The sequence below is a fragment of the Sphaerisporangium fuscum genome, from assembly GCF_018531465.1.
Lineage (GTDB): Bacteria > Actinomycetota > Actinomycetes > Streptosporangiales > Streptosporangiaceae > Sphaerisporangium > Sphaerisporangium fuscum.
In genome coordinates this window covers 1-22,992 of sequence record NZ_JAHDTF010000037.1, presented here as the reverse complement: position 1 = coordinate 22,992, position 22,992 = coordinate 1, and the positions used below count along the sequence as shown (strand labels likewise).

Sequence of the window (22,992 nt, the reverse complement as noted above, 5' to 3'; positions counted from 1 at the left end):
CTCCGCCCGCACCAGCCGTTCGGCCGGTCGTGGCGATCCGCGACGGCTGCCGGCGCCTGCGGGCCGAGGCGGCGCCTGCCGCCTCAGCGGGTGCGCAGCCGGGCCAGGGTCTGCTCCAGTTCGGCCTGGATGGTGCGCCCGGCCGCGTCGGCGTCTCCCCGTGCGACCGCCTCGACCAGGGCGGCGTGGCTGTCGTCGCCGGGGTTGGCGTCGGCCGAGCGCAGGCCGAGCAGCCCGACCAGGTCGATGAGCCCGCCGCGCAGCGCGGGGACGAACTCGGTGAACAGCTCGGTGAGGACCGGGTTGTGCGCGGCGGCGACGACGGCGGAGTGCAGGGCGATGTCGGCGTCGACGAACTCGTCGTCCCCGCGCGCGGCGGCGGCGCGGCGGGCCTGGAGCGCGTCGCGCAGCGCAGTGAGGTCCTCCGTCGTGTGGCGCTCGGCGGCCAGGCGCGCGGCCTGCACCTCCAGCAGCATGCGGACCTCGTAGACGTCGGTGACGGCGGCCCGGCGCAGGCGGGCGGGCCAGTCCTCGGCCGGTTCGGTGGCGATGACGAACACGCCCGCGCCCTGCCGGGCCTGCAGGAGGCCGGCTCCGGCCAGCGCGCGCAGGGCTTCGCGCACCGTGGAGCGCCCGACGCCGAGGGTCTTGGCCAGGGTGGTCTCGCCGGGGAGCCTGGTGCCGACCGGCCAGTGGCCCTGGGTGATCTGCTCGCGCAGATGGCGGGTGGCCTGTTCGACCAAGGGGCTGGGGCGGAGCGCGCCGAGCGCCATTCGAGTTTCACCTCTCAGGTTCTCAGCTTGTCTGAGGAGTTGAATTGTGGTTAGTCTACCCGCCATGACGCTGCGCGAGCTTCTTCTCGGCTGCCGCGGCGGGGCCTGAGGCGACCGGCACCCCGCCGCGGGGTGCCGTGCTGCCGGTCGACGAATGGCCGGCCGACCTGGCCGGTCGTCCCACCGGATCGACCGAAGGATCCTCCAGCCCATGAGCGTCACCAGCGACCACGTTCACCACGGCGGCACCTCCGCCGCCGGTCTCGCCGCCACCCGCGGCTTCCCGACCCTGCGCACCCCGAGCGGCCCGGTCCCCCAGGGGGCGCCGGAGTGGAACCCGCAGCGCGCGAGCGCGATGCCCCACCACCGGTACCGGCCGGTGCACGAGAAGGTCACCCTCCCGGCGGCCGAGCGGCTGTGGCCGGGACGCCGCGTCGAGCGGGCGCCGCTGTGGGTGCCGGTGGACCTGCGCGACGGCAACCAGGCCCTGGCCGAGCCGATGGACACCCCGCGCAAGCGGCGCATGTTCGACCTGCTCGTCGCGATGGGCTTCAAGGAGATCGAGATCGGCTACCCCTCGGCCAGCCGGACCGACTTCGACTTCGTCCGGCACCTCGCGGACGGCGACGCCGTCCCCGACGACGTGACGGTGGTGGTCTTCACCCCTGCCCGGCGCGATCTGATCGAGCGGACCTTCGAGGCGATCGAAGGGCTGCCCCGCACGGTCGTGCACCTGTACACCGCGACGGCGCCGGTCTGGCGCGAGGTGGTCCTCGGACGGTCCCGGGCCGAGGTGCACGCCATGATCACCGATGCCGCGGAGCACATGGCCCGGCTGGCGGAGCGGCGCCGGCGGGGGCGGGTACGGTTCCAGTTCTCCCCGGAGGTGTTCAACCAGACCGAGCCCGATTTCGTGCTCTCGGTGTGCGACGGGCTGACCGAGCTCTGGGACGCCTGCCCCGACCGGCCGGTGACCCACAACCTGCCCGCCACCGTCGAGATCGCCACCCCCGACGTGTACGCCGACCAGATCGAGTACATGCACCGCCACCTGGCGCGACGCGACTCGGTGATCCTCTCGGTGCATCCGCACAACGACCGCGGCACCGGGGTCGCCTGCGCCGAGCTGGCCGTGATGGCCGGGGCGCAGCGCGTGGAGGGCTGCCTGTTCGGCAACGGGGAGCGCACCGGGAACGTCGACCTGGTCACTCTCGCCCTCAACCTCCACGCCCAGGGCGTCGACCCGATGATCGACTTCTCGGACATCGACGTCATCCGGGAGACCGCCGAGCACTGCAACCGCCTGCCGGTGCACCCGCGCCACCCCTACGCGGGGGAGCTCGTCTACACCGCCTTCTCCGGGACCCATCAGGACGCCATCGCCAAGGGGCTGGCCCACCACCGCGAGCGGTCCCGCGAGATGGGCGTCCCGGCCGCGCGGGCGCCGTGGGACGTGCCGTACCTGCCGATCGATCCCGCGGACGTGGGGCGCGACTACGAGGCGGTGATCCGGGTCAACAGCCAGTCGGGCAAGGGCGGCGTGGCGTACCTGCTGAACGTCCACCACGGGCTGGAGCTGCCGGGGGCGCTGCGCGCCGACTTCTCCCGCGTCGTCCAGGCCGCCACCGACGGCAGCGGGCAGGAGGCGACGGCCGGGCAGCTGTGGGAACTGTTCTCCGCCACCTACCTCGACCCGGCGCGCGAGGGGACCGTCGGGCTGTCGTCATGGACGAGCGAGGAGACCACACCCGGGAGGCACCGCTTCACCTGCGTCCTGCGCGCGGCCGCCGGCTCCCCGGACGCGGACGGCTCGTGCGAGGGCGGGCACCAGGGCACGGACGGCTCCGGCCGCGACGGTGAGGGCCGGTACGTCGGCGACGGCGACGGGGTGCCGGGCGCCTTCGCGGCGGCGCTGGCCGCCGCGGGGATCGCCGTGGAGGTCCTCGACCACGTCCGGCACCCCGTCCCCGGCGGTGTCGTCGCCTACGTCCGGTGCCGCGTCGGCGAGGAGGTCGTCTGGGGAGCCGGCCGGGACGCCGCCCCCCTCACCGCCTCGGTCCACGCCGTCCTCGCCGCGGTCAACCGCGCCCGCTGACCGCCACCGCCGCGAAGCGGTCACCGTGCCCGGTGCTCACTGTGGAGGACCTCGCGCTCCCACTGGTGCCGTGGCTGGGTGTGCAGCCGCCAGTAGTGTTCGGCGATGTCGTCCGGGTCGAAGGCGGTGCCCGGAGCGACGGGCCCGTCCACGGTGACGCTCGCCACGTGGACGCCGGAGGAACCGTATTCCTGGTCGAGCAGCGTCACCAGGGTTCGCACCCCGGCCTTGCCGAGCGAGAGGCTGACGTACCCGGGCTTCGGCTCGGGCATCCCGCCGGTGACGATGAACGAACCGCTCCCGCGCCGCGCCATGGCGGGCGCGACGTGGGCGGCGGCGGTGAGCGCTCCGACCACGTTGACCGCCCAGGCGTCCAGGTGGGCGCGCGCCGACAGCTGACCGGGCGCGTCCGCCTGGACGATCGCCGCGTTGTAGACGACGACGTCCGGGAGGCCGAACTCGCCGGCCGCCGCGTCGAGGGCCGCGCGCAGCGCCGTCTCGTCGGCGCTGTCGGCGGTCAGCGAGACGACCGGCACGGCGAAGGGGGCGACCGCTTCGGCCGCCTCCGCGAGCGTTCGAGGCGTCCGCGCGACGAGGGCGATCGGCAGGCCCTCTCGCGCGAACCGGCGGGCGACCGACCGGCCGATCCCCGGACCGGCTCCGATGACAACTGCTCCCGGCATCACTGGCTCCTTCACGCTGGATGATGGCCGACAACCAGGACGTTAAGGTGTCACATCGGTGTGAAGGTCAACTCCGGCGTGAGGGAGGCACATGCGCATCGGTGCCCTGGCCCAAAGGACAGGTGTCAGCCGGCGGTTGCTGCGCTACTACGAAGAGCAGGGGCTGCTCCGGCCGCTACGACTCGCCAACGGCTACCGCGAGTACGCCGAATCGGACGTCACGGCGGTGCGCCACATCCGCGCCCTGCTGGCCGCCGGCCTGCCCAGCGCGGTCATCGCCCGGCTGATCGGCTGCGTCCACGACGACGGTGAGCGGCTCGTACCGTCCACCTGCCCCGGGATGGTCACCAGTCTGCGGCGGGAGCGCAGCCGCATCGCCGAGGAGATCACACGGCTGCGATCGTCCCAGCAGGCGCTCGACACCATGCTCGCCGCCGCCCTGGGCCCGGCCGGCCAGGACGGTCCGGCCTGACGGCATCGCTTCAGTCGCTCGCCGACGTGCAGCGGGCGTTCGCCGCCAAGGTCATCGGACCGCTGCTGCTGGCCAAACACCTGGCGGGGCAGGCCGCGACCGGCGGCTCGTTCACCTTCTTCTCCGGCGTGGCCGCCTGGCGCCCGTCCCCCCCCGGACCGTGATGGCCACCACCAACGGCGCGCTGGCCTTCCTGGTCCGGGCGCTCGCGGTGGAGATCGCCCCGGTTCGGGTCAACGCCGTGTTCTACGCCATCGACAACCCCTACGTCACCGGCACGGTGCTGCACGTCGACGGCGGCGGCCGCCTCGCCTGACCCGCCCGGCCCGTGGAGGGGCCGGGCGGAGGGCGGGCGACGCGGGCCGGGAGGTCACCTACTCGGGGCCGTTCCCGCGGTCGACGGTCCAGGTGATCGAGGACGTCATCGTCCGGGCGCGGTAACCGGGGTCACGGACGAGACCCGTGGTGTCGGAGACCGTGACGGTATAGGTGCAGGGCTTCTTCTTGACCCGCAGGTCCTTGCGCCCGCACCAGGCCGGCTCGGCCCGCCCGCCACGCGTCCGTGGTTTCCTGGCGTACACCTCGACCGAGGTGGCGCCGGCCCACTCGGGGATCTCACGGCCGTTGACGAACCAGCGGGTGGAGATCGTCGGGATGCGCACGGGCGTGACGGTCAGCGTGGCCGGCGCGGGCACGGGCGCGTCCGTGCCCGGGGTGGCGCCGTCGACGACGCCGGTCATCCCGTAGAACTTGCGGATCATCTCCTCCTGCCCCACGGAGTTGAACGGCTTGCGCAGGGAACGCATCAGCGAGTCGTCGCTGGGCCGGTAGATGCCGAGGTTGTTGTAGTACGCCCCCTCGAAGGTCCCGATCGTGCCGCCGTCGGGGGTCGGGGCGCCGAGCCATCGCCACCACTTGCTCTTCGACGCCGCCTGCCGCGCGGCGTCCTGGACGGAGACGTTGGCGTACGGCGGCTCCTCGCCCTCGTACCTGCTGCCGTCGTTCGGATAGGCCCAGTACGGGTACTCGTCGGCCAGGTCGCCGAGGGAGTGGCCCAGTTCGTGCGGCAGGATCTCGGGCCCGGCCGGGTGCCCCCCGGAGAAGGTGACCAGGTCGTCCTCGATGTAGCCGGCCCCGCCGTAGGTGTCGCTGTTGACGACGACGGCGATCTGGTCGGCGGCGGGCGCGAGTGCCGCGTAGGCCTTCGCGGCGGGGATGTCGAGGCAGATCAGCCGGGCCAGGTCCTCGCAGTAGTACGTGCTGTCGAGCGCGGTGTCCTTCCGCACGCCCGGCGCCGGGTCGTTGTCGGAGCCGGACTCGCGCGAGACGACGTTGACCTGCCAGACGTTGAACAGCCTGCGGTAGCTCTTGAACGGCTCGCGCTGGGCCAGCAGGTTCCAGCCGGCGGTCACCTGAGCGGTGTAGCGGGCCAGGTCGGACTCGGTGTAGCCGTCGCCCAGGTACACGAGGTCGATGCGTTTGTCGCTGGGGCCGTTCACCTCCACCGGCGTCACCGTCGCCGAGGGGGTGAGCAGGCTCCGCCGGTGGCCGCCGGCGGTTTCGGGGACCTCGGTATAACCCTGGGGGGAGGTCTCGCCGAAGACCTCGACCTTCCGCGTCCCGGGGTCCTGCGCGTGTGCCGGGGTGGCCGGCAGGCACGTCGCGAGGAGGATCCCGCCGACGGCCAAGCTCGATCTGCGCACGTGTTTCTCCTGTTAGGGGGATTTGCGCAGATTCTTGGGGATGCCGAGTCGCGAAACGATAACGCGGTGGTGTCGAGCCGGCGGGGCACGGGAACGCCGGCCGGTCAGCCGCAGCTCACAGGGGGACATAAGACCCGGGTTATATGCGTTCGGGATGGGCGGCGAGACGCATGTGCGGGGGCCGGCCGCCGGATCCCGTCCGGCTAGATTTGCCGCATGCAGTTGGAGCTACGACATCTGCGGGCGTTATGTGAGATCTCCGACGCGGGCAGCCTGAGCAAGGCGGCGGCCGCCCTCGGCGTCTCCCAGCCGGCCCTGACCGCCCAGCTGCAGCGGATCGAGTCCGCGCTCGGCGGGCAGATCTTCCGGCGCAGCCGGCTCGGCGTGACGCCCACGCCGTTCGGCCGGTTCGTGCTCATCCGGGCCAGGTCGGCCGTGCAGATCGTGGACGAGCTGATGACGGGCGCCCCGCAGGCCGCCGGGTACCCGAGCGCCGCCCGCGTCGGCGGCTACGCCAACCCCGTGCTCAGCGGCCTGCTGCGGCGGCTGTTCGAGGTTCCGGGCGTGGCGGTCACCGTGCACACCGAGCATTCGCCCCGCCTGCTGATGGACCTGCTCGCCACCCGCCGGCTGGACGCCGCGACCCTGCTCGACTACCCCGGGCACGAGCTGCCCGTCCCCGCCTCGGTGGGGGTGCACCTGGTGGGCATGGAGCCGGTCTTCGTCGCGATGGCCGCCGGCCACCCGCTGGCCGGTCTGGAGGAGGTGCCGCTGGCGCGGCTGGCCGGCGACCACTGGGTCCTGTCGCCGCCCGACGGCGCGGGCTGGCCGGAGTGCTTCGTCGCCGCCTGCCAGGACGAGGGGTTCACGCCGAAGGTGCGGCACATCATGACCGAGGTGCCGATGATCCGCGTCCTGATCGCGCAAGGGCAGGCCGTGTCGCCCTGCCAGGCCACGTTCACGCCCGGGGACGGCATCGTCGTGCGCCCGCTGGCCGGGGCGCCGCTGTGGACGAGGCACCTGATCGCCTGGCGCAGGGACGGCTCGCTGGCGCACCGTGCCGAGGAGATGGCGACCCTGGCCAGGCAGGCCCACCAGGAGGCGCTGTCCGGCCGCCCGGTCTACACCGCCTGGCGGGCCCGCCACACCGGCCTGCTGCCGCCGGGGTGAGGGGGCCCGCCGATACGCTCGGCCTCCGGTCCTGGCGCGGATGGCCCGAGGGGGTGCTGCGCGTCGGCCTGACGTTCCAGGCCACGGTCACGCGGCGCCCGCCGGGACCTGGCGGGCGGGTCCGTTCACCCTGCGCCTCGGCGCGGACGGCGACCTGCTGCTCAGCGGCTTCGGCCTGTTCGGCCTGCGCTTCGCCGCCCAGCCCGCGGGCACCGCCCCCGCCGGCGACCCACCCGGCCTGGTCTGGGGCCGTGTTGGCCTGCAGCACCAGCCGGGGCCCGCAGAGTTTGGCTGCCTGGTCAGTGAACGAGGGAGGTCGGGCTTCTAGCGTCCGACTATCCCCCCGCTCATTCCCCGAGGTGGTTCCATGACATCCGCATCCGCGCTCGCCAGGCTCGCGACGGGCGTCCTGCTCGTGCTGGCGGCGGGCTGCGCCGGAGCCCCGGGCTCCGGTGCGGCCCCCGACACGCTCCGCTGGGCGATGGGGAACACCCCCAGCAGCCTCGACATCGCCCACGGCTTCAACGACGCCTCCACGACCGTGCAGTTCGCCGTCCTCGACACGATGGTGGCCATCGGCCCGGACGGCCGGGTCGTCCCGCGCATCGCCGCCTCCTGGACCCACCCCGACCCGCGCACGTACGTCTTCACCCTGCGCGAGGGCCCCAGGTTCAGCGACGGCACGCCCGTCACCGCCGAGGACGCCGCCTACTCCCTGACCCGCCACCTCGACCCCGCCGTGACCTCCCAGGCCGCCAGCTACGTCACGCAGGTCAAGAAGGTCGAGGTCACCGGCCCGCGCACGGTGAAGGTCACCCTCCGCAAGCCCAGCCCCACCTTCCTGGCCACCGCCGCGCTGGCCTGGCAGATCGTGCCGAAGAAGCTGGCCGCCGCGCACCCGAAGGACCTCGGCTCGCCCGAGGTCGGCACCCTCGGCTCCGGGCCCTTCAAGGTCACGAAGTTCTCCCTCGCCTCGGGGGTGACGCTGGAGCGCAACGAGCTGTACTGGGGGCCCAAGCCGGCGCTGCGCAGGATCGAGGTCAAGGCGATCTCCGACCCGGAGACGCTGCGCCTGGCCGTCTCCTCCGGCGAAGTGGACGGCACCAACGACATCCAGGTCAGCGAGACGCGCAAGTGGAGCGCCCTGCCCGGCGTCACGACCGTTTTCTACCCGGCCGACCACATCGCCTACCTGTCCCTCGGCGTCCGCGAGGGCCCGCTCAAGGACGTGCACGTACGCCGCGCCATCGCCCACGCCCTCGACCGCGGCGCGCTGGCCACGCTCATGATCGGTGGCCATGGCGGCATCGCCGACCTGATGCTGCCGAAGCCGCAGATCACCGCCCTGTACGGCGGCACGCCGCCGAAACTGCCCACCTACCCCTACGACGTGAACGCCGCCAAGGCCGAGCTGGCCGAATCGGCCTACCCTCAGGGCTTCACCCTGGCCGCGCCGTACGACAGCGGCAGCGACGACGTCAAAGCGCTCCAGGCCATCGCCGCCGACCTGGCCGTGATCGGCGTCAGGCTCGACCTCCAGCCGCTGCCCACCGAGCAGTACCGGCAGCGGATGTTCAGCCACCAGGACACCCCGCTGCAGCTCGTCGACCTGATCTACGGCACCCCCGACCCCGGCGAGGTGCTGCCCGACCTGGTCAGCCGCGCCTCGGCCGGCCCCCAGGGCTTCAACTTCAGCGGCTACGGCTCGCCCGAGATGGACGCCCGGCTCGACGACCTCGGCAAGCACGAGGGCGCGGACCGCGCCGCCGCCGTCACCGAGGTGCTGGCCGAGATCGCCGACCAGGTGCCGTACGTGCCGCTCTACAGCAGGGAGGCCGCCGTCGCGCTGCGCGACAGGTTCACCGGCCGGTTCGGCACCTGGACCGCCGACGTCTTCAGCGGCATCCGCCCGGCGGCCGGTGCCTGATGGCCTTCGTCGCCCGCCGCCTGGCCGCCGCGCTGCTCCTGCTCGGCGTGCTGTCCGTGCTCACCTACGCGCTGCTGGCGCTCGCCCCCGGTGATCCGGAGCAGGTCCTGCTCGGGCCGCGGCCCTCCACCGCGGAGTCGCGCGCCGCCGTCCGCGCGCAGTACCACCTCGACGACCCGCTCCCCGTACGCTACGCCGCCTGGCTCGGCGACGCCGCGCGCGGCGACTTCGGCGCCTCCCTCTACAGCCGCGAGCCCGTCACCAGCGTCATCGCCGACCGCCTGCCGGTCACCGCCGGCCTGGCCGGCTACGCCATCGTCCTCACCCTGGCCGTGGGCCTGCCCGCCGGGCTGACCGCCGCCATGCGCAGGGGCGGCCCGCTGGACCGGGGCATCACGCTCTCCGCCCTGGTCGCCCTCGCGATCCCGCCGTTCGCGATGAGCATCCTGCTGCTGTACGGCTTCGCCGTCACGCTCGGCTGGTTCCCCGTCTTCGGCGCGGGCGAGACGTTCGCCGAGCGGGTCGCGCACCTGACGCTGCCCGTGATCGCGCTGGCCACCGGGCAGGCGGCGGTCGTCGTCCGGCAGATGCGGGCCGCCGCGCTGGACCTGGCCGGCCAGGACTACATGACGTTCGCCCGGGCGCGCGGGGTCGGCCGCGCCCGCTACTGGTTCGGGTACGCGCTGCGCAACACCGCGCTGCCCGTCCTCACCGTCGGCGGACTGCTGCTGGCGGCCAACCTCACCGGCGCGCTGTTCGTCGAACGGGCCTTCGGGCTGCACGGCGTCGGCGAGCTGCTCGTCAGCGCCGTCGGGCAGAAGGACCTGCCCGTCGTCCAGGCGCTCGTCCTGATGGGAGGCGCCGTGGTGGTCGCCGTCAACCTGCTGATCGATCTGGCCTACCTCGCGGTGGACCCGCGGGTGCGCCATGGGGCGGTGGCCGCGTGAGCGTCATGCCGGGGGCCGTGCGCCTCGGCGGGCGGGCGCGGCGGCTGCGCCGGACCAGGCCGGGGCCGGTGACGCTGCTGTCGGGCGGGATCCTCGCCCTGATGGCGGCCGCCGCCCTGTTCGGGACGTGGATCGCGCCCTACGACCCGGCCGCGCAGGACCTCACGCTCGGCGCGACGATGCCCGGCTGGGCGCACTGGGCGGGCACCGACGAATTGGGCCGGGACGTGCTGTCGCGCTGCCTGGCCGGCGCCCGTTCGGCACTGCTGTGGCCGCTCGTCGTCGCACTGTGCACGTGCGCGATGAGCACCTCGCTCGGGCTGCTGGCCGGCTACCGGCGCGGCTGGATCGACGCCGTCATGATGCGCGTGGTCGACCTGCTCATCGCGATGCCCGGCCTGCTCATGCTGATCGTCCTGGTGGGCGTGCTCGGCGGCGGCATCGGCTGGGCGGTGCTGGCGATGGCGGTGCTGTTCACGCCCGGCGACATCCGGGTGGTGCGCAGCCTCACCATGGCCCAGCGCGAGCTGGCCTACGCCGAGGCGGCCCGCACGCTCGGGCTCAGCCGCACCCGGATCATGTTCAGGCACCTGCTGCCCAACATCGCGCCCACGGTTGTGGCGGGCGCGCTGCTCAGCTTCGTCGCCGCGCTGGTCGCGCTGTCCGGTCTGTCCTTCCTGGGCATCGGCCTGCCCGCCGGCACGCCCGGCTGGGGACTGATGATCGAGGAGAACCGCGGCCTGCTCGACCTCAACCCGTGGGCCGCGGTGGTGCCCGCCGCGCTGGTCACCATCGCCGCCACCGCCGCCACCCTGCTGGGCGACCAGCTCTTCGAGAGGCTCTCCGATGCTTGAGACACGCGGGCTGCGGGTCGTCGGCGACCGGGTGCTGGTGGACGGCGTGGACCTGGCGGTCGCCTCGGGCGAGACCGTCGGGCTGGTCGGCGAGTCCGGCAGCGGCAAGTCGCTGACCGCCCGCGCCCTGGTGGGCCTGCTGCCGCGCGGCCTGCGCGCCGAGGGGTCGGTCGAGGTCGGCGGCGCGCAGATCGTGGGCGCCTCCGAGCGGCTGCTGCGCGGCGTGCGCGGGCGGCGGATCTCGCTGCTCATGCAGGACCCCTTCACCATGCTCAACCCGCTGCGCACGGCCGGCGCGCACATCGCCGAGACCCTGCCCGGCCGGACGTCCCGGCAGGAGATCGCCCGCAGGCTGGCCGAGGTCGGCATCGACGACCCCGCCGTGGCCGGGCGCCACCCGTTCCAGCTCTCGGGAGGCATGCGGCAGCGCGTCGCCCTGGCCGCCGCGCTGGCCGGCGACCCCGACCTGCTCGTCGCCGACGAGCCCACCACCGCGCTCGACGCCACCACCCAGCACGAGATCCTGGCGCTGCTGCGCCGCGTGCAGGAGGCCCGCGGCATGGGCGTGCTGCTCATCACGCACGATCTGCGTGTGGCGTTCGCGGTCTGCGACCGGGTCGCCGTGATGTACGCCGGGCGCGTCGTCGAGCAGGGGCCGGGCGCGGAGCTGGCCGCGGCGCCCGCGCACCCGTACACGTCGGGGCTGCTGGGCGCGCTGCCGTCGGTCGAGCGCGCGATGGAGCGCCTGGTGGGCATCCCCGGCGCCGTGCCGCAGGCGGACGAGGTGGCCGGCGTATGCGCGTTCGCCACCCGCTGCGACCGGGTCGCGGCCGCCTGCACCGAGGCCAGGCCGCCGTTGCGCCCGATCGGCCGCGACCGGCTGACCGCCTGCGTCCACGACACCGCCGGGACCGCCCGCCCGCCGCTGCCCGAGACCGTACTCCCCGCCGCGACCCCCACCGTGCTCTCTACCGTGCCCCCCGCCGGCCCGGCCGGCGGCGAGCCGCTGCTGCGCGTCGAGGGGCTGCGCAAGCGGTACGGCGCCCACACCGCCCTGGGCGGCGTCAGCCTGCACGTGAACCCGGGCGAGACCGTCGGCCTGGTGGGGGAGTCCGGCTCGGGCAAGACCACGCTGGCCCGGTCGGTGCTCGGCCTCCTCACCCCCGACGGCGGCCGGATCCGGCTCGCCGGCCTCGACGTCACCGACCGCGCCGCCCTGGAGCCGCGCGAGCGCGCCCGCGTGCACCGGCTCGTCCAGTGCGTCTTCCAGGACCCCTCCACCTCGCTCAACCCCGCCATGACCGTCGGCGCGGCGCTGGCCGAGGCGAGCGCCAGGGCCGCGCCCGGCGACCGGATCGGCGTGGCCGAGCTGCTGGAGCTCGTCGGCCTGCCCGCCGCGTACGCCGCCCGCCGCCCCAAGGCGCTGTCCGGCGGCGAACGCCAGCGCGTCGCCATCGCCCGGGCCCTGGCCGTCCGGCCCGCGCTGCTGATCTGCGACGAGCCCGTCGCCTCCCTGGACGTGTCGGTGCAGGCGCACGTGCTCGAACTGCTGCGCGGCATCGGCCGGGACCTGGGCACCGGGATGTTGTTCATCACCCACGACCTGGCGGTCGTCCGCCAGGTCGCCGCCAGGACCGTCGTGCTGCTGAAGGGCGCGGTCGTGGAGGAGGGGACCACCTCGACGGTCCTGGACGCCCCCGCCCACGACTACACCAGGCGCCTGGTGTCCGCCGTCCGCTGACATGACCCACGAACCTCGTACCGGGAAAGGCACAACTCCATGCACGACCTCATCCTGCGCGGCGGCACCCTGCACGACGGGTTCGGCTCGCCCGGCCGTACCGCGGACGTGGCCGTCGACGGCGGGCGCGTCACCGCGACCGGCCGCCACCTCGGGCGGGCGGCCCGCGTGGTCGACGTGGACGGCCTGGTCGTCGCGCCGGGTTTCATCGACCCGCACAGTCATTCCGACACCGTGCCGTTCATGGCGGGGGCGCAGCCGTTCAAGCTCCGGCAGGGCGTGACCACCGAGATCGTCGGGAACTGCGGCTTCTCCTGCGGACCCGCCGGCGCGGAGTCGGCGGGCCTCACGCCCGAGATCCTCGGCGATCGGAGCTTCGCCACCTTCGGCGGCTACCTCGACGCGGTGGAACAGGAGGGCACGACCAACAACCTCGCCGTGCTCGTGGGCCACAACACGCTGCGGAGCGCCGCCTGCGGCATGGACGCCGGCCTGCCGCCCGGCGCGCTGGAACGGATGACCGAGCTGGCGGAGGAGGCGTTCGCCGCGGGCGCGTGCGGGCTGTCCAGCGGCCTGGAGTACGTGCCCGGCGCCTACGCCGGCACCGCCGAGCTCGTCGCGCTGGCCCGCGCCGCCCGGCGCTGGAACCTCGTCTACGCCACCCACCTGCGCAGCGAGAGCGAAGGGCTGGCCGGCGCGCTGGACGAGGCCGTGGAGGTGGCGGTGGCGGCCGGGGTGCGGCTGCAGATCTCCCACTGCAAGGCGTCGGGCCGGGCCGTGCACGGCTCGTCGGCCATGTTGCTGGACAAGCTGACCGCCGCCCGGGCCAGGGGAGTGGACGTGCGGGCCGACGTCTACCCGTACCGGGCGTTCTCCACCCTACTGGTCGCGCTGCTGCCACCCGCGGCCTGCGAAGGCGGCGAGGAGGAGCTGGTCAAAAGGCTGGCCGACCCGGAAGAACGGCGGGCGCTGCGCGCGCTGGCCGAGGACCCGGAGCGCACGACCGGCGTCGGCCTGTGGCGGGAGGCGCACCCCGAGGACGTGCACCTCCTCCGGCACGCCTCCGCCGCGGTCACCGGCCGCAGGCTCGCCGACCTGCTGGACGGCCGCGACCCCTGGGACGCGCTGTGCGACCTGATCATGGCCGACCCGCGCGCCGACGGTGTCTTCCACACGATGCACGACGACGACGTCACCCGGATCATGCGGCACCCCCTCGTGTCGATCGGCTCCGACGGCGGACCGCCCGCCGGACCGAACCATCCGCGCACGTACGGCACCTTCCCCACCTTCCTCGGCGAGTACGTGCGCGAGCGCGGGGTCGTGCCGATGGCCGAGGCGATCCGCAAGGTCGGCTCGGCCACCGCGGCCCAGTTCGGCCTGGCCGACCGGGGCTGGCTGGGCAGGGGAGCGGTCGCCGACGTGTGCGTGTTCGACCCCGCGGCCATCCGCCACGACGGCACCTACGACGAGCCCGCGACACGGCCGGCCGGCGTCACCCACGTGCTCCTGGGCGGCCGGATGGTGATCGACGGCGGCGAGTTCACCGGCGGCCGGCACGGACGCCTCCTGCGCCGGGGGCAGGAGTGAGCGCCCAGGGCCGGGTGACGCTCGGCGTGCTGCTCGACAGGCTCGGCGCGGAGGCGGTGACCGCGCTGTGCCTGCCGTCCGGCCGCCAGGCCATGGTGGGCGCACCGGTCATCCACGGCTGCGACGAGCCGATGACCGCCTTCCCCGGATCGCTGCTGCCGGTGATGGCCTGATGCCTTCGGCGCTTCGGGTGCCTGCCACCCGTGGGCAGGTACGGCCCGTCACCTGGCGCGCCGGGCCGCGGCTCAGTTGTTCGCGCGGATGGTCTTGTTGATCCAGTCGCTGTAGGCGGGCACGTTGGTGTAGAGGCCGGGACCCACCTCGCAGGAGGGGCTCTTGGCGCCGGGGCCGGAGGTGACGCCGATGAGTTCCCAGCGGCCGCCGCGGCCGCGCTGGATCTGGGGGCCGCCGGAGTCGCCGTTGCAGGCCATGGCCTTGGGCTTCCGGCTGATCGTGCACAGGCGGGTATCGTCGGCGAAGCCGGGGCCGCACTCGGAGACCGTGCCGCGGCGGGTGTCGAGCTGGCGCAGCTTCTCGGACATCTTCCAGTCGGCCGGGTCGGTGCTGGACCTGGTGACGCCGAAGCCGAGGATCCGAGTCGGCGTGCCGGGCCTGCCCGCCCGATCGGCGATCTTGATGGGCTTGATGCCGACCGGGCGGTCCAGGCGGATCAGGGCGATGTCGTTCTTGTTCGGCGAGTTCTGGGCGTAGTCCGGGTGCAGGAACGCCTGGGCGATCTTGCGGACGGTTCCGCCGGACTTCCGCTGGTCGCTGCCGATGCGCACCGTGCCCTTCAGGATCGAGCCGATCTCCATGTCGAGGCAGTGCGCCGCGGTCACGACCCACTGCGGGTTGATCAGGGCCGCGCCGCAGTTGCCGTCCGTGAGGCCCATGAGAGGGGCCGTGATCGGGATGGTCGCCATGAAAGGGTAGGACTCGGTGGGCTTCGAGCCGTTGATGATCGCTCCGGCGCTCCCGGCGGTGACCGCGAGGCAGGCCGCGCCGGCGAGCGCGACGACGGCGGAGCGGGAGACGATACGGCGGAACGAGGTGGTGCCAGACACGGGTGCAGCCCTTCATCGGTTGTTTGCGGTGCTATGAAGGTATATGTCCGTTTTTATCGGGGCGATCATGCCAGCAGGCCACCATATGGTAGGGATAACCCCACCCGACCAGGGCGGATGCGTCCGACGGTGCGTGACTTGGCGGAGCCGGCCAGCGCCACCACCTGGTCGGCCCGCGGTCACCTCGCCTGGGTGTTGCGACCGTGGCGCCGAGGTGCTCTGATGGGGGGCCGTGGCGGCAACGGACACTCATGGCGCGATCGACGCCGTCTGGAGGGGCGAGTCGGCGAGGGTGATCGCCGGTCTGGCGCGGATCGTCCGCGACGTCGGCCTGGCCGAGGAGCTGGCGCAGGACGCCCTGGTGGCGGCGCTGGAGCAGTGGCCCAGGGACGGCGTCCCGCGCAACCCCGGCGCCTGGCTGATGACGATCGCCAAACGCCGTGCCGTCGACCTGATCCGCCGCGAGCAGCGGCTGGAACGCAAGATCGAGGAGCTGGGCCACGAGCTGCGGACCGAGGGCGAGGGCGCCGAGCCCGACCTGGCCGCCGTCGAGGGCGACATCGAGGACGACCTGCTGCGGCTGGTGTTCACCGCCTGCCATCCGGTGCTGTCGACCGAGGCCCGGGTCGCCCTGACGTTGCGGCTGCTCGGCGGGCTGAAGACCGAGGAGATCGCGCGCGCGTTCCTGGTGTCGGAGGCGACCGTCGCCCAGCGCATCGTCCGCGCCAAGCGCACGCTGGCCGAGGCGCGCGTCCCCTTCGAGGTTCCCGCGGGCGGTGAGCTCGCCGAGCGCCTGTCGTCGGTGCTGGAGGTCATCTACCTGATCTTCAACGAGGGGTACACCGCCACCGCCGGGGACGACTGGATGCGGCCGGCGATGTGCGACGAGGCGCTGCGGCTCGGCGGTGTGCTCGCCGGGCTGATGCCGGGCGAGCCGGAGGTGCACGGCCTGCTGGGGCTGATGGAGATCCAGGCGTCGAGGTCGGCGGCGCGGGTCGGCCCGTCGGGGGAGCCGGTGCTGCTGCTCGACCAGGACCGCCGGATGTGGGATCGGCCGGCGATCGAACGCGGCCTGGCGGCCCTGGAGCGCGCCGAGGCCCTGGCCGGTCGGGCGGGGCGCGGGCCGTACACCCTGCAGGCGGCCATCGCCGCCTGCCACGCCCGGGCCGCCACCCCGGAGGAGACCGAATGGCCGGTGATCGCCTCGCTGTACGCGGACCTGGCCGCGCTGGTGCCCTCGCCGGTGGTCGAGCTGAACCGCGCGGTGGCCCTCGGGATGGCCTACGGGCCCGCAGAGGGGCTGCGCCTGGCCGACGAGCTGAGCGCCGAGCCGTCGCTCAAGGGGTACCACCTGCTGCCGAGCGTTCGCGGCGACCTGCTCGCCAAGCTCGGCCGCCTGGCCGAGGCACGCGCGGAGTTCGAGCGCGCGGCGTCGCTGACCCGCAACGAACGGGAGCGCACCTTGCTCCTGGAGCGAGCCGCCTCCTGCGCCACCCCACCCGGGTCCTAGTGGGGCACGGCGCCTCTAGCTGGGGCGCGGCAGTTCGATCTGGTACCTGATGAAGCCGTTGTGGTCGGCGACCTTGTCGTACAGGCGGCGGGCGGTCGCGTTGGACTCGTGGGTGTTCCAGTAGACGCGGTAGCAACCGCGGTCACGGGCCCACTCGGTCACGGCCTCGATCAGCGCCCGGCCCACCCCCTTGCCCCGCACGTCGGACGCGGTGAACAGGTCCTGCAGGTAGCAGACGTCCGTGTCCGGCGCCGACGTGCTGGCGTGGGTGAGGAAATGGGTGATCCCGACCAGCCGGCCGTCCAGCCGCGCCCCGAAGGCGTGCATGCGGCTGTCCGCCTGGAACTCGCGCCAGGCCCGCTCGTACATCTCGTCCGGCTCGGTGCGCCGGTAGAAGTCGATGTACCCGCGGAACAGCTCCTCCCAGACGGCCCTGTCGGACGGAAGGAGCTTGGAAACGCTGATCATATGGCTTCTCCTGGCGGTGCCGGCTGTCCTCCCGTCGATGGCGGGGAGGCCGGGCCACAGCCTAGGGACGAGTGGCCCACCGGGCCACGGCCACTTACGGGGGAAAGCGGGCGACCACATCGCACCGGCGGCGAGTGTGGCGGCCTGAGTTGACCTTGGACCGTTCACTGGACACAGTCGTCCGCATGCCCGTTGAAGAAGTGCTGGAGCATCCCGGTGTGCGCTGGAGGCGGCCGGTCGTCGTGGCGGTCGTGGTGGCCGCGCTGGCCGGGCTCGGCGTGGCGGCGTGGCTCCTCCTCCGGCCACCGGCCGGGCCTCTTCCGCCGCCCGGCATTCCCTGGCCGAAGACGGGGGAGGCGACGATGTTCCTGTGCAAGAGCGACGACCAGTTCAAGAACTGTGGCGAGCGAGAGGCCACCGCCGAGCAGCGTCTGACGATCGAACGCACCCTCCGAGGCCTGCCCGAGGTGTCGGCCGTGCGGTTCGAATCCCGTGTGGAGGCACTCAGAGAGTTCCAGAAGAGCCTGGGTCTGGACTCCCGGCTCCGTTATGCGTTTCGCGAATCGGATATGTCGGAATCGTTCCGTGTGAAGCTGAAGACGACGGCCGACTTTCGGCGAAAGGTGGAGGATCTGCCCGGGGTCTCGAACGTCTTCGTGTACGGGACGAGCTTCTGGGCCGACAAGACCGATGTGGTGGTCGAGCTCTGCCCGCTGGACCCCCTGGAGAGGGACAAGCGGTGTCACGCGCGTGGCGCGGCCGGCGTCTCCGAGAAGACCGCCCTCTACAAGGCACTTCGCGCCGTGGACGGGGTCGACGCGATATATCTGGAGGATCGTGGGCACGCCTGGAAGAACGCGTCATGGAGGGTCTACACCAAGCCGCCGGACACCACGAAGCTTCCCGGGTACATCCCCGAGTCCTTCCACCTGGTCCTCGACGCCCCCGACGCCGCCGACCGCGTCCGGCGCGCGGTCGGCGAGCTTCCCGGTGTCAACACCGTCGAGGATGAGCCCTCCTGACCGGGCCCGGACGGTCAGGACGCGAAGTCGAACCGCGGCGAGGACGGGCCGAGAATCGCGGTACGCGGTGCGGCGTGCCACAGGGCGTCCAGCTCGTCGGCGACGGTGGCGGTGAGCTTGGCGACGTCCTCCTGCGCCGACTCGTGCATCGCCTCCGCGATCACGAAGATCTCGGCCGTGGAGTCGCGCACCGCCGAGTGGCCGCTCTGCCGGTTGGTCCAGCGCCGGGCGTGCGCCCGGCCCGCCGCGTCCGCGAAGATCACCTCGCCCGGTTCGGGATTCTCCTCCTGCCCGGAGAAGGTCAGGTAGACCTCGTCGCCGCGCGCGGGCCGGACCTCCAGGCTCCCGGTGATCTTCGCGACGTCCAGCACCGCCACCGGGACGGCGAACGCCAGCGAGATCGCGTTGCACAGGTCGATGACGGGGTGGATCCGCGGAAGGACGCCGTCCTTCCGGAAGCGCCGCAGCAGGGCCTCCGACGCGCACCGGTACTGGGTGGGTTTGAGGCCCATCGCCGAGAACGTCCGCCGCCAGGCCTGGATCTCGGGGAGTTCCGCCTCGGAGCCGCCCGCGAGCCGCTCGCGGGCGACGGCCTGGAACCTGTCCACCGCGGCGGCCACGTCGGCCTCCGGAGTGATCCCCGTGGCGTACACGGCCCCGGCGGCGAGCTCGGGGTGGGCGGACCAGATCTGCGGTGAGTGCTGGAAATACATCGGGAAATAGGGCTCTCTGTCTCGAATGCTCTCTACAGGCCGGTGACGAGCGGCGTCACCGCCTCCACAGCTGTACTCTGCTGCCACAATGGCCCGCATGAGAAGGGCCAAACCGAGTCAGGACGAGGAGTCCGTAACCTCCGGCTCCGACTTCCTGCAGCTGGACGTCCGCGACGCGCCGCCCGGTGGCCGCGCCGGCTGGCTGGCGGCGCGGTTGCGGCTCGCCATGGCCGACGGCCGCCTGCCGGTGGGCAGCAGGCTGCCGGCCACCCGGGTCCTGGCCGCCGAGCTGCGGGTGTCGCGGGGCGTGGTGACCGAGGCCTACCAGCGTCTCGCAGAGGAGGGGCACCTCGCCGGGCGCGGGCGCGCGGGGACGGTCGTCGTGTCCGTCCCGGTCGCCGTCACCGCGGCGCCGGCATCCGCGCCGTCCGCCGATCGGCCGCCGGGCGGCGAAGTGTTCGCCGTCCAGCCGGGTCCCGAGGTGTTCGAGGCGATGCGGGCGGCCACGGCCCGCGTCGACCTGTCGCCCGGCCGGCCCGACCTGGCCGCCTTCCCCCGGACGGCGTGGCTGCGCGCCGAACGCTCGGTGCTCGGCGAGCTGTCGGCGGCCGACCTCGGGTACGGCGACCCCGGCGGCGCCGAGCCGCTCCGGCTGGCGGTCGCCGCCTGGCTCGCCCGGTACCGGGGGATCAGGGTCGATCCCGGCGAGGTGCTCGTCGTCGCCGGCGTATCGCAGGCGCTCGCGCTGGTCGCGCAGGTCCTCGCCGCCGAGGGGATCGGCGAGGTCGCGGTGGAGGACCCCGGCTCGCTCGGCGTCCGCCAGCACCTGAACAGGTGGGGGATGGCCACCCCGCCGATCCCGGTCGACGCCGAGGGCGTCCGCGTGGAGGAGCTGCGGGCGTCCGGGGCGCCGGCCGTCCTGCTCACCCCGGCCCACCAGTTCCCGACCGGCGTGGTGCTCGGCGGGCGCAGGCGCCGCGAGGTGCTGCGCTGGGCCGGGGAGGGCGGGCTGGTCCTCGAGGACGACTACGACGCCGAGCACCGCTACGACCGGCCGCCGGTGCCCGCGCTGCGCGCGACGCTCGCCGAGGGGGTCTTCTACGCCGGGAGCGTCTCGAAACTGCTGGCCCCGGCGCTGCGCGTCGGCTGGCTGCTCCCTCCGCCCGGGTACCGGGACGCGCTGGTGGCGGCCAAGCGGTACGCCGACCTCGGCAACGCCGTGCTGCCGCAACTGGTGCTGGCCCGGCTGATGGAATCGGGCGACATGGAACGCCACCTGCGTGTCCTTCGCAGGAGGCACCAACGCCGCAGGGACGCGATGATCGCGGCCATCCGGGCCCACCTGCCGGGCGCGGTCGTGCACGGCGCGGCGGCCGGACTGCACCTGATGGTCACCTTCCCGGACGCGGTCGCCGACACCGAACTCGCGGAGGCCTCGTTCGCGCGCGGCGTGAAGGTGCACCCGCTGTCGTGGCACAGCAGCCGCGGGGACCGGCAGGGGCTCGTCCTCGGGTACGCCGCCGTCGCGCCGGGCGTCATCGCCGAAGGGATCGCCCTCGTCGGCCGGGCCCTGCGCGACCTGCGACGACGGCCCTCCGCCGTGCCGCTCCGGCCGATCGCCCCGCCCGCCGGCTGACGGCGTGGACCGCCCGGCCTCCGGACGGGCGGCGGCACCGGCCGTCCGGGGGCGGGCCGGGCGTCAGGAGGCCGGGATGGCGGCGCGGGCCTCGTCGGCGGTGGCATAGGTGGCGAAGGCCTGGGCCAGGCCGGTGAGGCGGAACACCCGCTCCACGCGATGGCTCAGGCCCGCCAGCGCGACGCTGCCGCCCCGCTCGGCCATCGCCCGTCGCGCGTCCAGGAAGACGCTGACCCCGGTCGAGTCGCAGAACGCCAGCCGGGTCACGTCGAACACCACGTGGCGGCACTCCGCGGCGTACACCTCGTCCAGCGCCCGCTGCAGGTGGGGGGCGCTGCCGTGGTCGAGCTCGCCCTGGAGGACGAGGATCCGTACCGGGGAGCGGACGTCGCCGGAGGGGCCGGCGTCGGGGTGCACGGTGAAGTTCATGGGCGACCTATCGACGAGGTGGGCGCTGGTCCAGGGGAGAACGGGCACCGGCCCGCCCCGGTTCCGATCTCCACAACGGATTCTCCACGCCGGTGACGATATGCCAAGCGCCGCCCGCCCACCCACGCCAGGGGAGACCCCTGCCGCCCCGCGGCGTCGAACCCCTGGTTCGGCGAGCTCGCCGAACCTCGCGAGGTGACGCCGGTGCCGGACCGGTGGCTTAGTTCATGGCCAAATTCAAGATTTGAAATTTGTGGCGTCCCAGGCGTTGCCTTCCGCTTTCGCGCGTGTTACGACTGCTTCACGCCAGTGCGATGCCGGGCAGGGCTGTACAGGCAGGTTCCTCACCGACGCCCGTGGGAGACCCGCTCATGTCCTTACGCAGATCACTGTTCCGCCTGCCCGCCGTCCTGCTCCTGGTGGCGGCCGGGCTCGTCACCGCCCCCGCCGCGCAGGCCGCGGGGGAGACCGTGAACATCTGGCTCACCACGACGTTCGACGCGGCGGGGCGGACCGTCACCAGGGGCCTGCAGCAGCAGACGCCGGTGTCCTTCGCCGCCTCGAGCCCTTCGGCGTCCCAGACGATCGACGTCGACGAGAACACCACCTACCAGCAGTTCGAGGGCGGTGGCGCGTCGTTCACCGACACCGCCGCGTGGCTCATGAACAGCAGCGGCGCGCTCACCGCCGCCACCCGCGACGCGGTGATGCGCAAGCTGTTCGACCCCGTGAACGGCATCGGCCTGAGCTTCCTGCGCAATCCGATGGGCTCCTCCGACCTCGCCAGGTACAGCTACTCCTACGACGACAGCTGCTGCGACCTGACGGGGTTCTCGATCGCTCACGACCTCGCCGACGTCGTCCCCCTGACGAAGCAGGCCAAGGCGCTCAACCCGGCGCTGAAGATCATGGCCTCGCCGTGGAGCGCGCCCGCCTGGATGAAGGACAACGGCGCCTGGAGCCAGGGCTGGCTGCAGTCGCAGTACTACGGCCTGTACGGCCAGTACTTCGCCAAGTACGTCCAGGCATACCAGGCCCAGGGGTTGCGCGTCGACTACGTCACGCCGCAGAACGAACCGACCTGCTGCGCCGGCTACCCCTCGATGAACTGGAACACCTCCGGCCTTCAGTACTTCATCAAGAGCGCACTGTGGCCCGCCTTCCGCAGCGCGGGCATCACCACCAGGACCCTCGTGCTCGACTGGAACTGGGACGCCTACGACACCTGGGCCGCCCCGCTGCTCGACGACGCGGCGATCCGCGACGACCCGCTGTTCGGCGGGATCGCCTGGCACGGGTACGGCGGCGACGTGGCCCAGCAGACCACGATCCACAACCGGTACCCGCAGGTCAACGCCTACATGACCGAGCACTCCGGCGGGACGTGGATCGCCGACCAGCACACCGAGGACATGAACAACCTGATCGACTACACCCGCGGCTGGGACCGTAGCTGGATCAAATGGAGCCTCGCGGTCGACCAGGACCACGGCCCGCACAACGGTGGCTGCGGCACCTGCACCGGCCTGATCACCGTGCACAACGGTGACTCCCGCAGCGGCCAGGTGGACTACACGATCGAGTACTACACCATGGGACACCTGACGAAGTTCGTGAAGCCCGGCGCCTACCGCATCGCCTCGACGGCGAACCCGGCGGTGAAGAACGTCGCGTGGCGCAACCCCGACGGGTCCAAGGCGCTCATCGCCCACAACACCACCGGCGGCAGCCAGTCGGTGAAGGTCGGCTGGGGCGGTCAGTCGTTCACCTACACCCTGCCGGCCAGGACCTCGGCCACCTTCACCTGGCAGGGCGGCCAGACCGGCGGCGGTGGCGGCAAGGCCATCACCGGCTACGGCGGCAAGTGCGCCGACGTCGCGGGCGCGAACAGCGCCAACGGCACCCAGGTGCAGCTCTACACCTGCAACGGCTCGGCGGCCCAGCAGTGGACGGCGGGCTCGGACGGCACGCTGCGCGCGCTCGGCAAGTGCCTGGACGTGGCCGCCGCCTCCAGCGCCAACGGCACCAAGGTGCAGATCTACGACTGCAACGGCACCGCCGCCCAGCAGTGGACGGCCGCCGCCGACGGCAGCCTGCGGGCGCTGGGCAAGTGCCTGGACGCCACCGGCCCGAGCTCCGCCGACGGCACTCCGCTGCAGATCTGGGACTGCACCGGCGGCGCCAACCAGAAGTGG

Annotated in this window: 22 protein-coding genes; 15 read left to right on the top strand and 7 right to left on the bottom strand. The window is 73.2% G+C overall.

From position 1 onward, the window contains the following. Positions 1 to 83: 83 nt before the first annotated feature. Positions 84 to 773, bottom strand: coding sequence for a FadR/GntR family transcriptional regulator (locus tag KIK05_RS38055; protein ID WP_214415725.1), 690 nt, complete (start codon positions 771 to 773; stop codon positions 84 to 86). A gap of 211 nt (positions 774 to 984) precedes the next feature. On the opposite strand from KIK05_RS38055, the gene KIK05_RS38050 reads away from it, so the two are divergent. Further along, positions 985 to 2,868 carry a 2-isopropylmalate synthase gene (locus KIK05_RS38050; RefSeq protein WP_443729135.1) on the top strand — a complete coding sequence of 628 codons (1,884 nt, stop codon included), beginning with the start codon at positions 985 to 987 and terminating at the stop codon, positions 2,866 to 2,868. A 20-nt stretch (positions 2,869 to 2,888) separates the two neighbouring features. On the opposite strand, the gene KIK05_RS38045 is transcribed toward KIK05_RS38050, so the two are convergent. Next, positions 2,889 to 3,551, bottom strand: coding sequence for an SDR family NAD(P)-dependent oxidoreductase (locus tag KIK05_RS38045; RefSeq protein WP_214415724.1), 663 nt, complete (start codon positions 3,549 to 3,551; stop codon positions 2,889 to 2,891). 91 nt (positions 3,552 to 3,642) lie between these two features. Here KIK05_RS38045 and KIK05_RS38040 point away from each other — a divergent pair, with 91 nt between their 5' ends. From KIK05_RS38040 to KIK05_RS38030, 3 genes are read left to right on the top strand one after another with little or no spacing between them, the layout of a single operon-like run. Beyond that, a complete protein-coding gene (locus tag KIK05_RS38040) occupies positions 3,643 to 4,023 on the top strand; it encodes a MerR family transcriptional regulator (protein ID WP_214415723.1) in 381 nt (126 codons plus the stop codon). A 26-nt stretch (positions 4,024 to 4,049) separates the two neighbouring features. Next, a complete protein-coding gene (locus KIK05_RS38035; protein WP_214415722.1) occupies positions 4,050 to 4,187 on the top strand; it encodes a Rossmann-fold NAD(P)-binding domain-containing protein in 138 nt (45 codons plus the stop codon). Continuing rightward, complete coding sequence (locus KIK05_RS38030) at positions 4,187 to 4,339, top strand: SDR family oxidoreductase (protein ID WP_214415721.1); 153 nt, start codon at positions 4,187 to 4,189, stop codon at positions 4,337 to 4,339. The genes KIK05_RS38035 and KIK05_RS38030 overlap by 1 nt, the downstream gene beginning before the upstream one ends. A 58-nt stretch (positions 4,340 to 4,397) precedes the next feature. Here KIK05_RS38030 and KIK05_RS38025 read toward each other — a convergent pair whose 3' ends face one another. Further along, positions 4,398 to 5,726, bottom strand: coding sequence for a M64 family metallopeptidase (locus KIK05_RS38025; protein WP_214415720.1), 1,329 nt, complete (start codon positions 5,724 to 5,726; stop codon positions 4,398 to 4,400). Positions 5,727 to 5,942: 216 nt separating this feature from the next. Between KIK05_RS38025 and KIK05_RS38020 the strand changes: the two genes are divergently transcribed. The 7 genes from KIK05_RS38020 (at position 5,943) to KIK05_RS37990 (ending at position 14,128) form a co-directional block, all read left to right on the top strand. Beyond that, positions 5,943 to 6,896: a LysR family transcriptional regulator gene (locus KIK05_RS38020; protein WP_214415719.1), complete on the top strand. Its 954-nt coding sequence runs from the start codon at positions 5,943 to 5,945 to the stop codon at positions 6,894 to 6,896. 367 nt (positions 6,897 to 7,263) lie between these two features. Beyond that, positions 7,264 to 8,823 carry an ABC transporter substrate-binding protein gene (locus KIK05_RS38015; RefSeq protein WP_214415718.1) on the top strand — a complete coding sequence of 520 codons (1,560 nt, stop codon included), beginning with the start codon at positions 7,264 to 7,266 and terminating at the stop codon, positions 8,821 to 8,823. Continuing rightward, positions 8,823 to 9,770 carry an ABC transporter permease gene (locus tag KIK05_RS38010; protein WP_214415717.1) on the top strand — a complete coding sequence of 316 codons (948 nt, stop codon included), beginning with the start codon at positions 8,823 to 8,825 and terminating at the stop codon, positions 9,768 to 9,770. The genes KIK05_RS38015 and KIK05_RS38010 overlap by 1 nt, the downstream gene beginning before the upstream one ends. Before the next feature lie 5 nt (positions 9,771 to 9,775). Beyond that, the gene (locus KIK05_RS38005) at positions 9,776 to 10,624 is read left to right on the top strand and encodes an ABC transporter permease (protein ID WP_214415807.1); all 849 of its coding nucleotides are present in this window, start codon (positions 9,776 to 9,778) and stop codon (positions 10,622 to 10,624) included. Further along, entirely contained in the window at positions 10,617 to 12,365 is a 1,749-nt protein-coding gene (locus KIK05_RS38000; protein WP_214415716.1) for an oligopeptide/dipeptide ABC transporter ATP-binding protein, read from the top strand. Before KIK05_RS38005 ends, KIK05_RS38000 begins: the two co-directional genes overlap by 8 nt. A 39-nt stretch (positions 12,366 to 12,404) precedes the next feature. Further along, positions 12,405 to 13,955, top strand: a complete 1,551-nt coding sequence (locus KIK05_RS37995) for an N-acyl-D-amino-acid deacylase family protein (protein WP_214415715.1) — start codon at positions 12,405 to 12,407, stop codon at positions 13,953 to 13,955. Next, positions 13,952 to 14,128 carry a hypothetical protein gene (locus tag KIK05_RS37990; RefSeq protein ID WP_214415714.1) on the top strand — a complete coding sequence of 59 codons (177 nt, stop codon included), beginning with the start codon at positions 13,952 to 13,954 and terminating at the stop codon, positions 14,126 to 14,128. The genes KIK05_RS37995 and KIK05_RS37990 overlap by 4 nt, the downstream gene beginning before the upstream one ends. 72 nt (positions 14,129 to 14,200) lie before the next feature. Here the strand turns inward: KIK05_RS37990 and KIK05_RS37985 are convergent, their stop codons facing one another. Further along, positions 14,201 to 15,019, bottom strand: coding sequence for a S1 family peptidase (locus KIK05_RS37985; RefSeq protein ID WP_308250286.1), 819 nt, complete (start codon positions 15,017 to 15,019; stop codon positions 14,201 to 14,203). Between the two features lie 232 nt (positions 15,020 to 15,251). On the opposite strand from KIK05_RS37985, the gene KIK05_RS37980 reads away from it, so the two are divergent. Further along, entirely contained in the window at positions 15,252 to 16,529 is a 1,278-nt protein-coding gene (locus KIK05_RS37980) for an RNA polymerase sigma factor (protein WP_214415713.1), read from the top strand. 15 nt (positions 16,530 to 16,544) lie between these two features. Here the strand turns inward: KIK05_RS37980 and KIK05_RS37975 are convergent, their stop codons facing one another. Then, positions 16,545 to 16,997 carry a GNAT family N-acetyltransferase gene (locus tag KIK05_RS37975; protein WP_214415712.1) on the bottom strand — a complete coding sequence of 151 codons (453 nt, stop codon included), beginning with the start codon at positions 16,995 to 16,997 and terminating at the stop codon, positions 16,545 to 16,547. A 242-nt stretch (positions 16,998 to 17,239) separates the two neighbouring features. Between KIK05_RS37975 and KIK05_RS37970 the strand changes: the two genes are divergently transcribed. Next, entirely contained in the window at positions 17,240 to 18,019 is a 780-nt protein-coding gene (locus KIK05_RS37970; protein WP_214415711.1) for a permease-like cell division protein FtsX, read from the top strand. A gap of 14 nt (positions 18,020 to 18,033) precedes the next feature. Here KIK05_RS37970 and KIK05_RS37965 read toward each other — a convergent pair whose 3' ends face one another. Further along, positions 18,034 to 18,732 (bottom strand): B3/B4 domain-containing protein, encoded by a 699-nt coding sequence (locus KIK05_RS37965; protein WP_214415710.1) that lies wholly within the window; start codon positions 18,730 to 18,732, stop codon positions 18,034 to 18,036. 97 nt (positions 18,733 to 18,829) lie between these two features. Between KIK05_RS37965 and pdxR the strand changes: the two genes are divergently transcribed. After that, positions 18,830 to 20,368 (top strand): MocR-like pyridoxine biosynthesis transcription factor PdxR, encoded by a 1,539-nt coding sequence (gene pdxR / locus KIK05_RS37960; RefSeq protein WP_214415709.1) that lies wholly within the window; start codon positions 18,830 to 18,832, stop codon positions 20,366 to 20,368. A gap of 63 nt (positions 20,369 to 20,431) precedes the next feature. Here the strand turns inward: pdxR and KIK05_RS37955 are convergent, their stop codons facing one another. Further along, positions 20,432 to 20,797, bottom strand: coding sequence for an STAS domain-containing protein (locus KIK05_RS37955; protein ID WP_214415708.1), 366 nt, complete (start codon positions 20,795 to 20,797; stop codon positions 20,432 to 20,434). Between the two features lie 371 nt (positions 20,798 to 21,168). On the opposite strand from KIK05_RS37955, the gene KIK05_RS37950 reads away from it, so the two are divergent. Next, positions 21,169 to 22,992 (top strand): ricin-type beta-trefoil lectin domain protein (locus KIK05_RS37950; protein ID WP_214415707.1); only part of this gene is annotated, 1,824 nt, incomplete at its 3' end.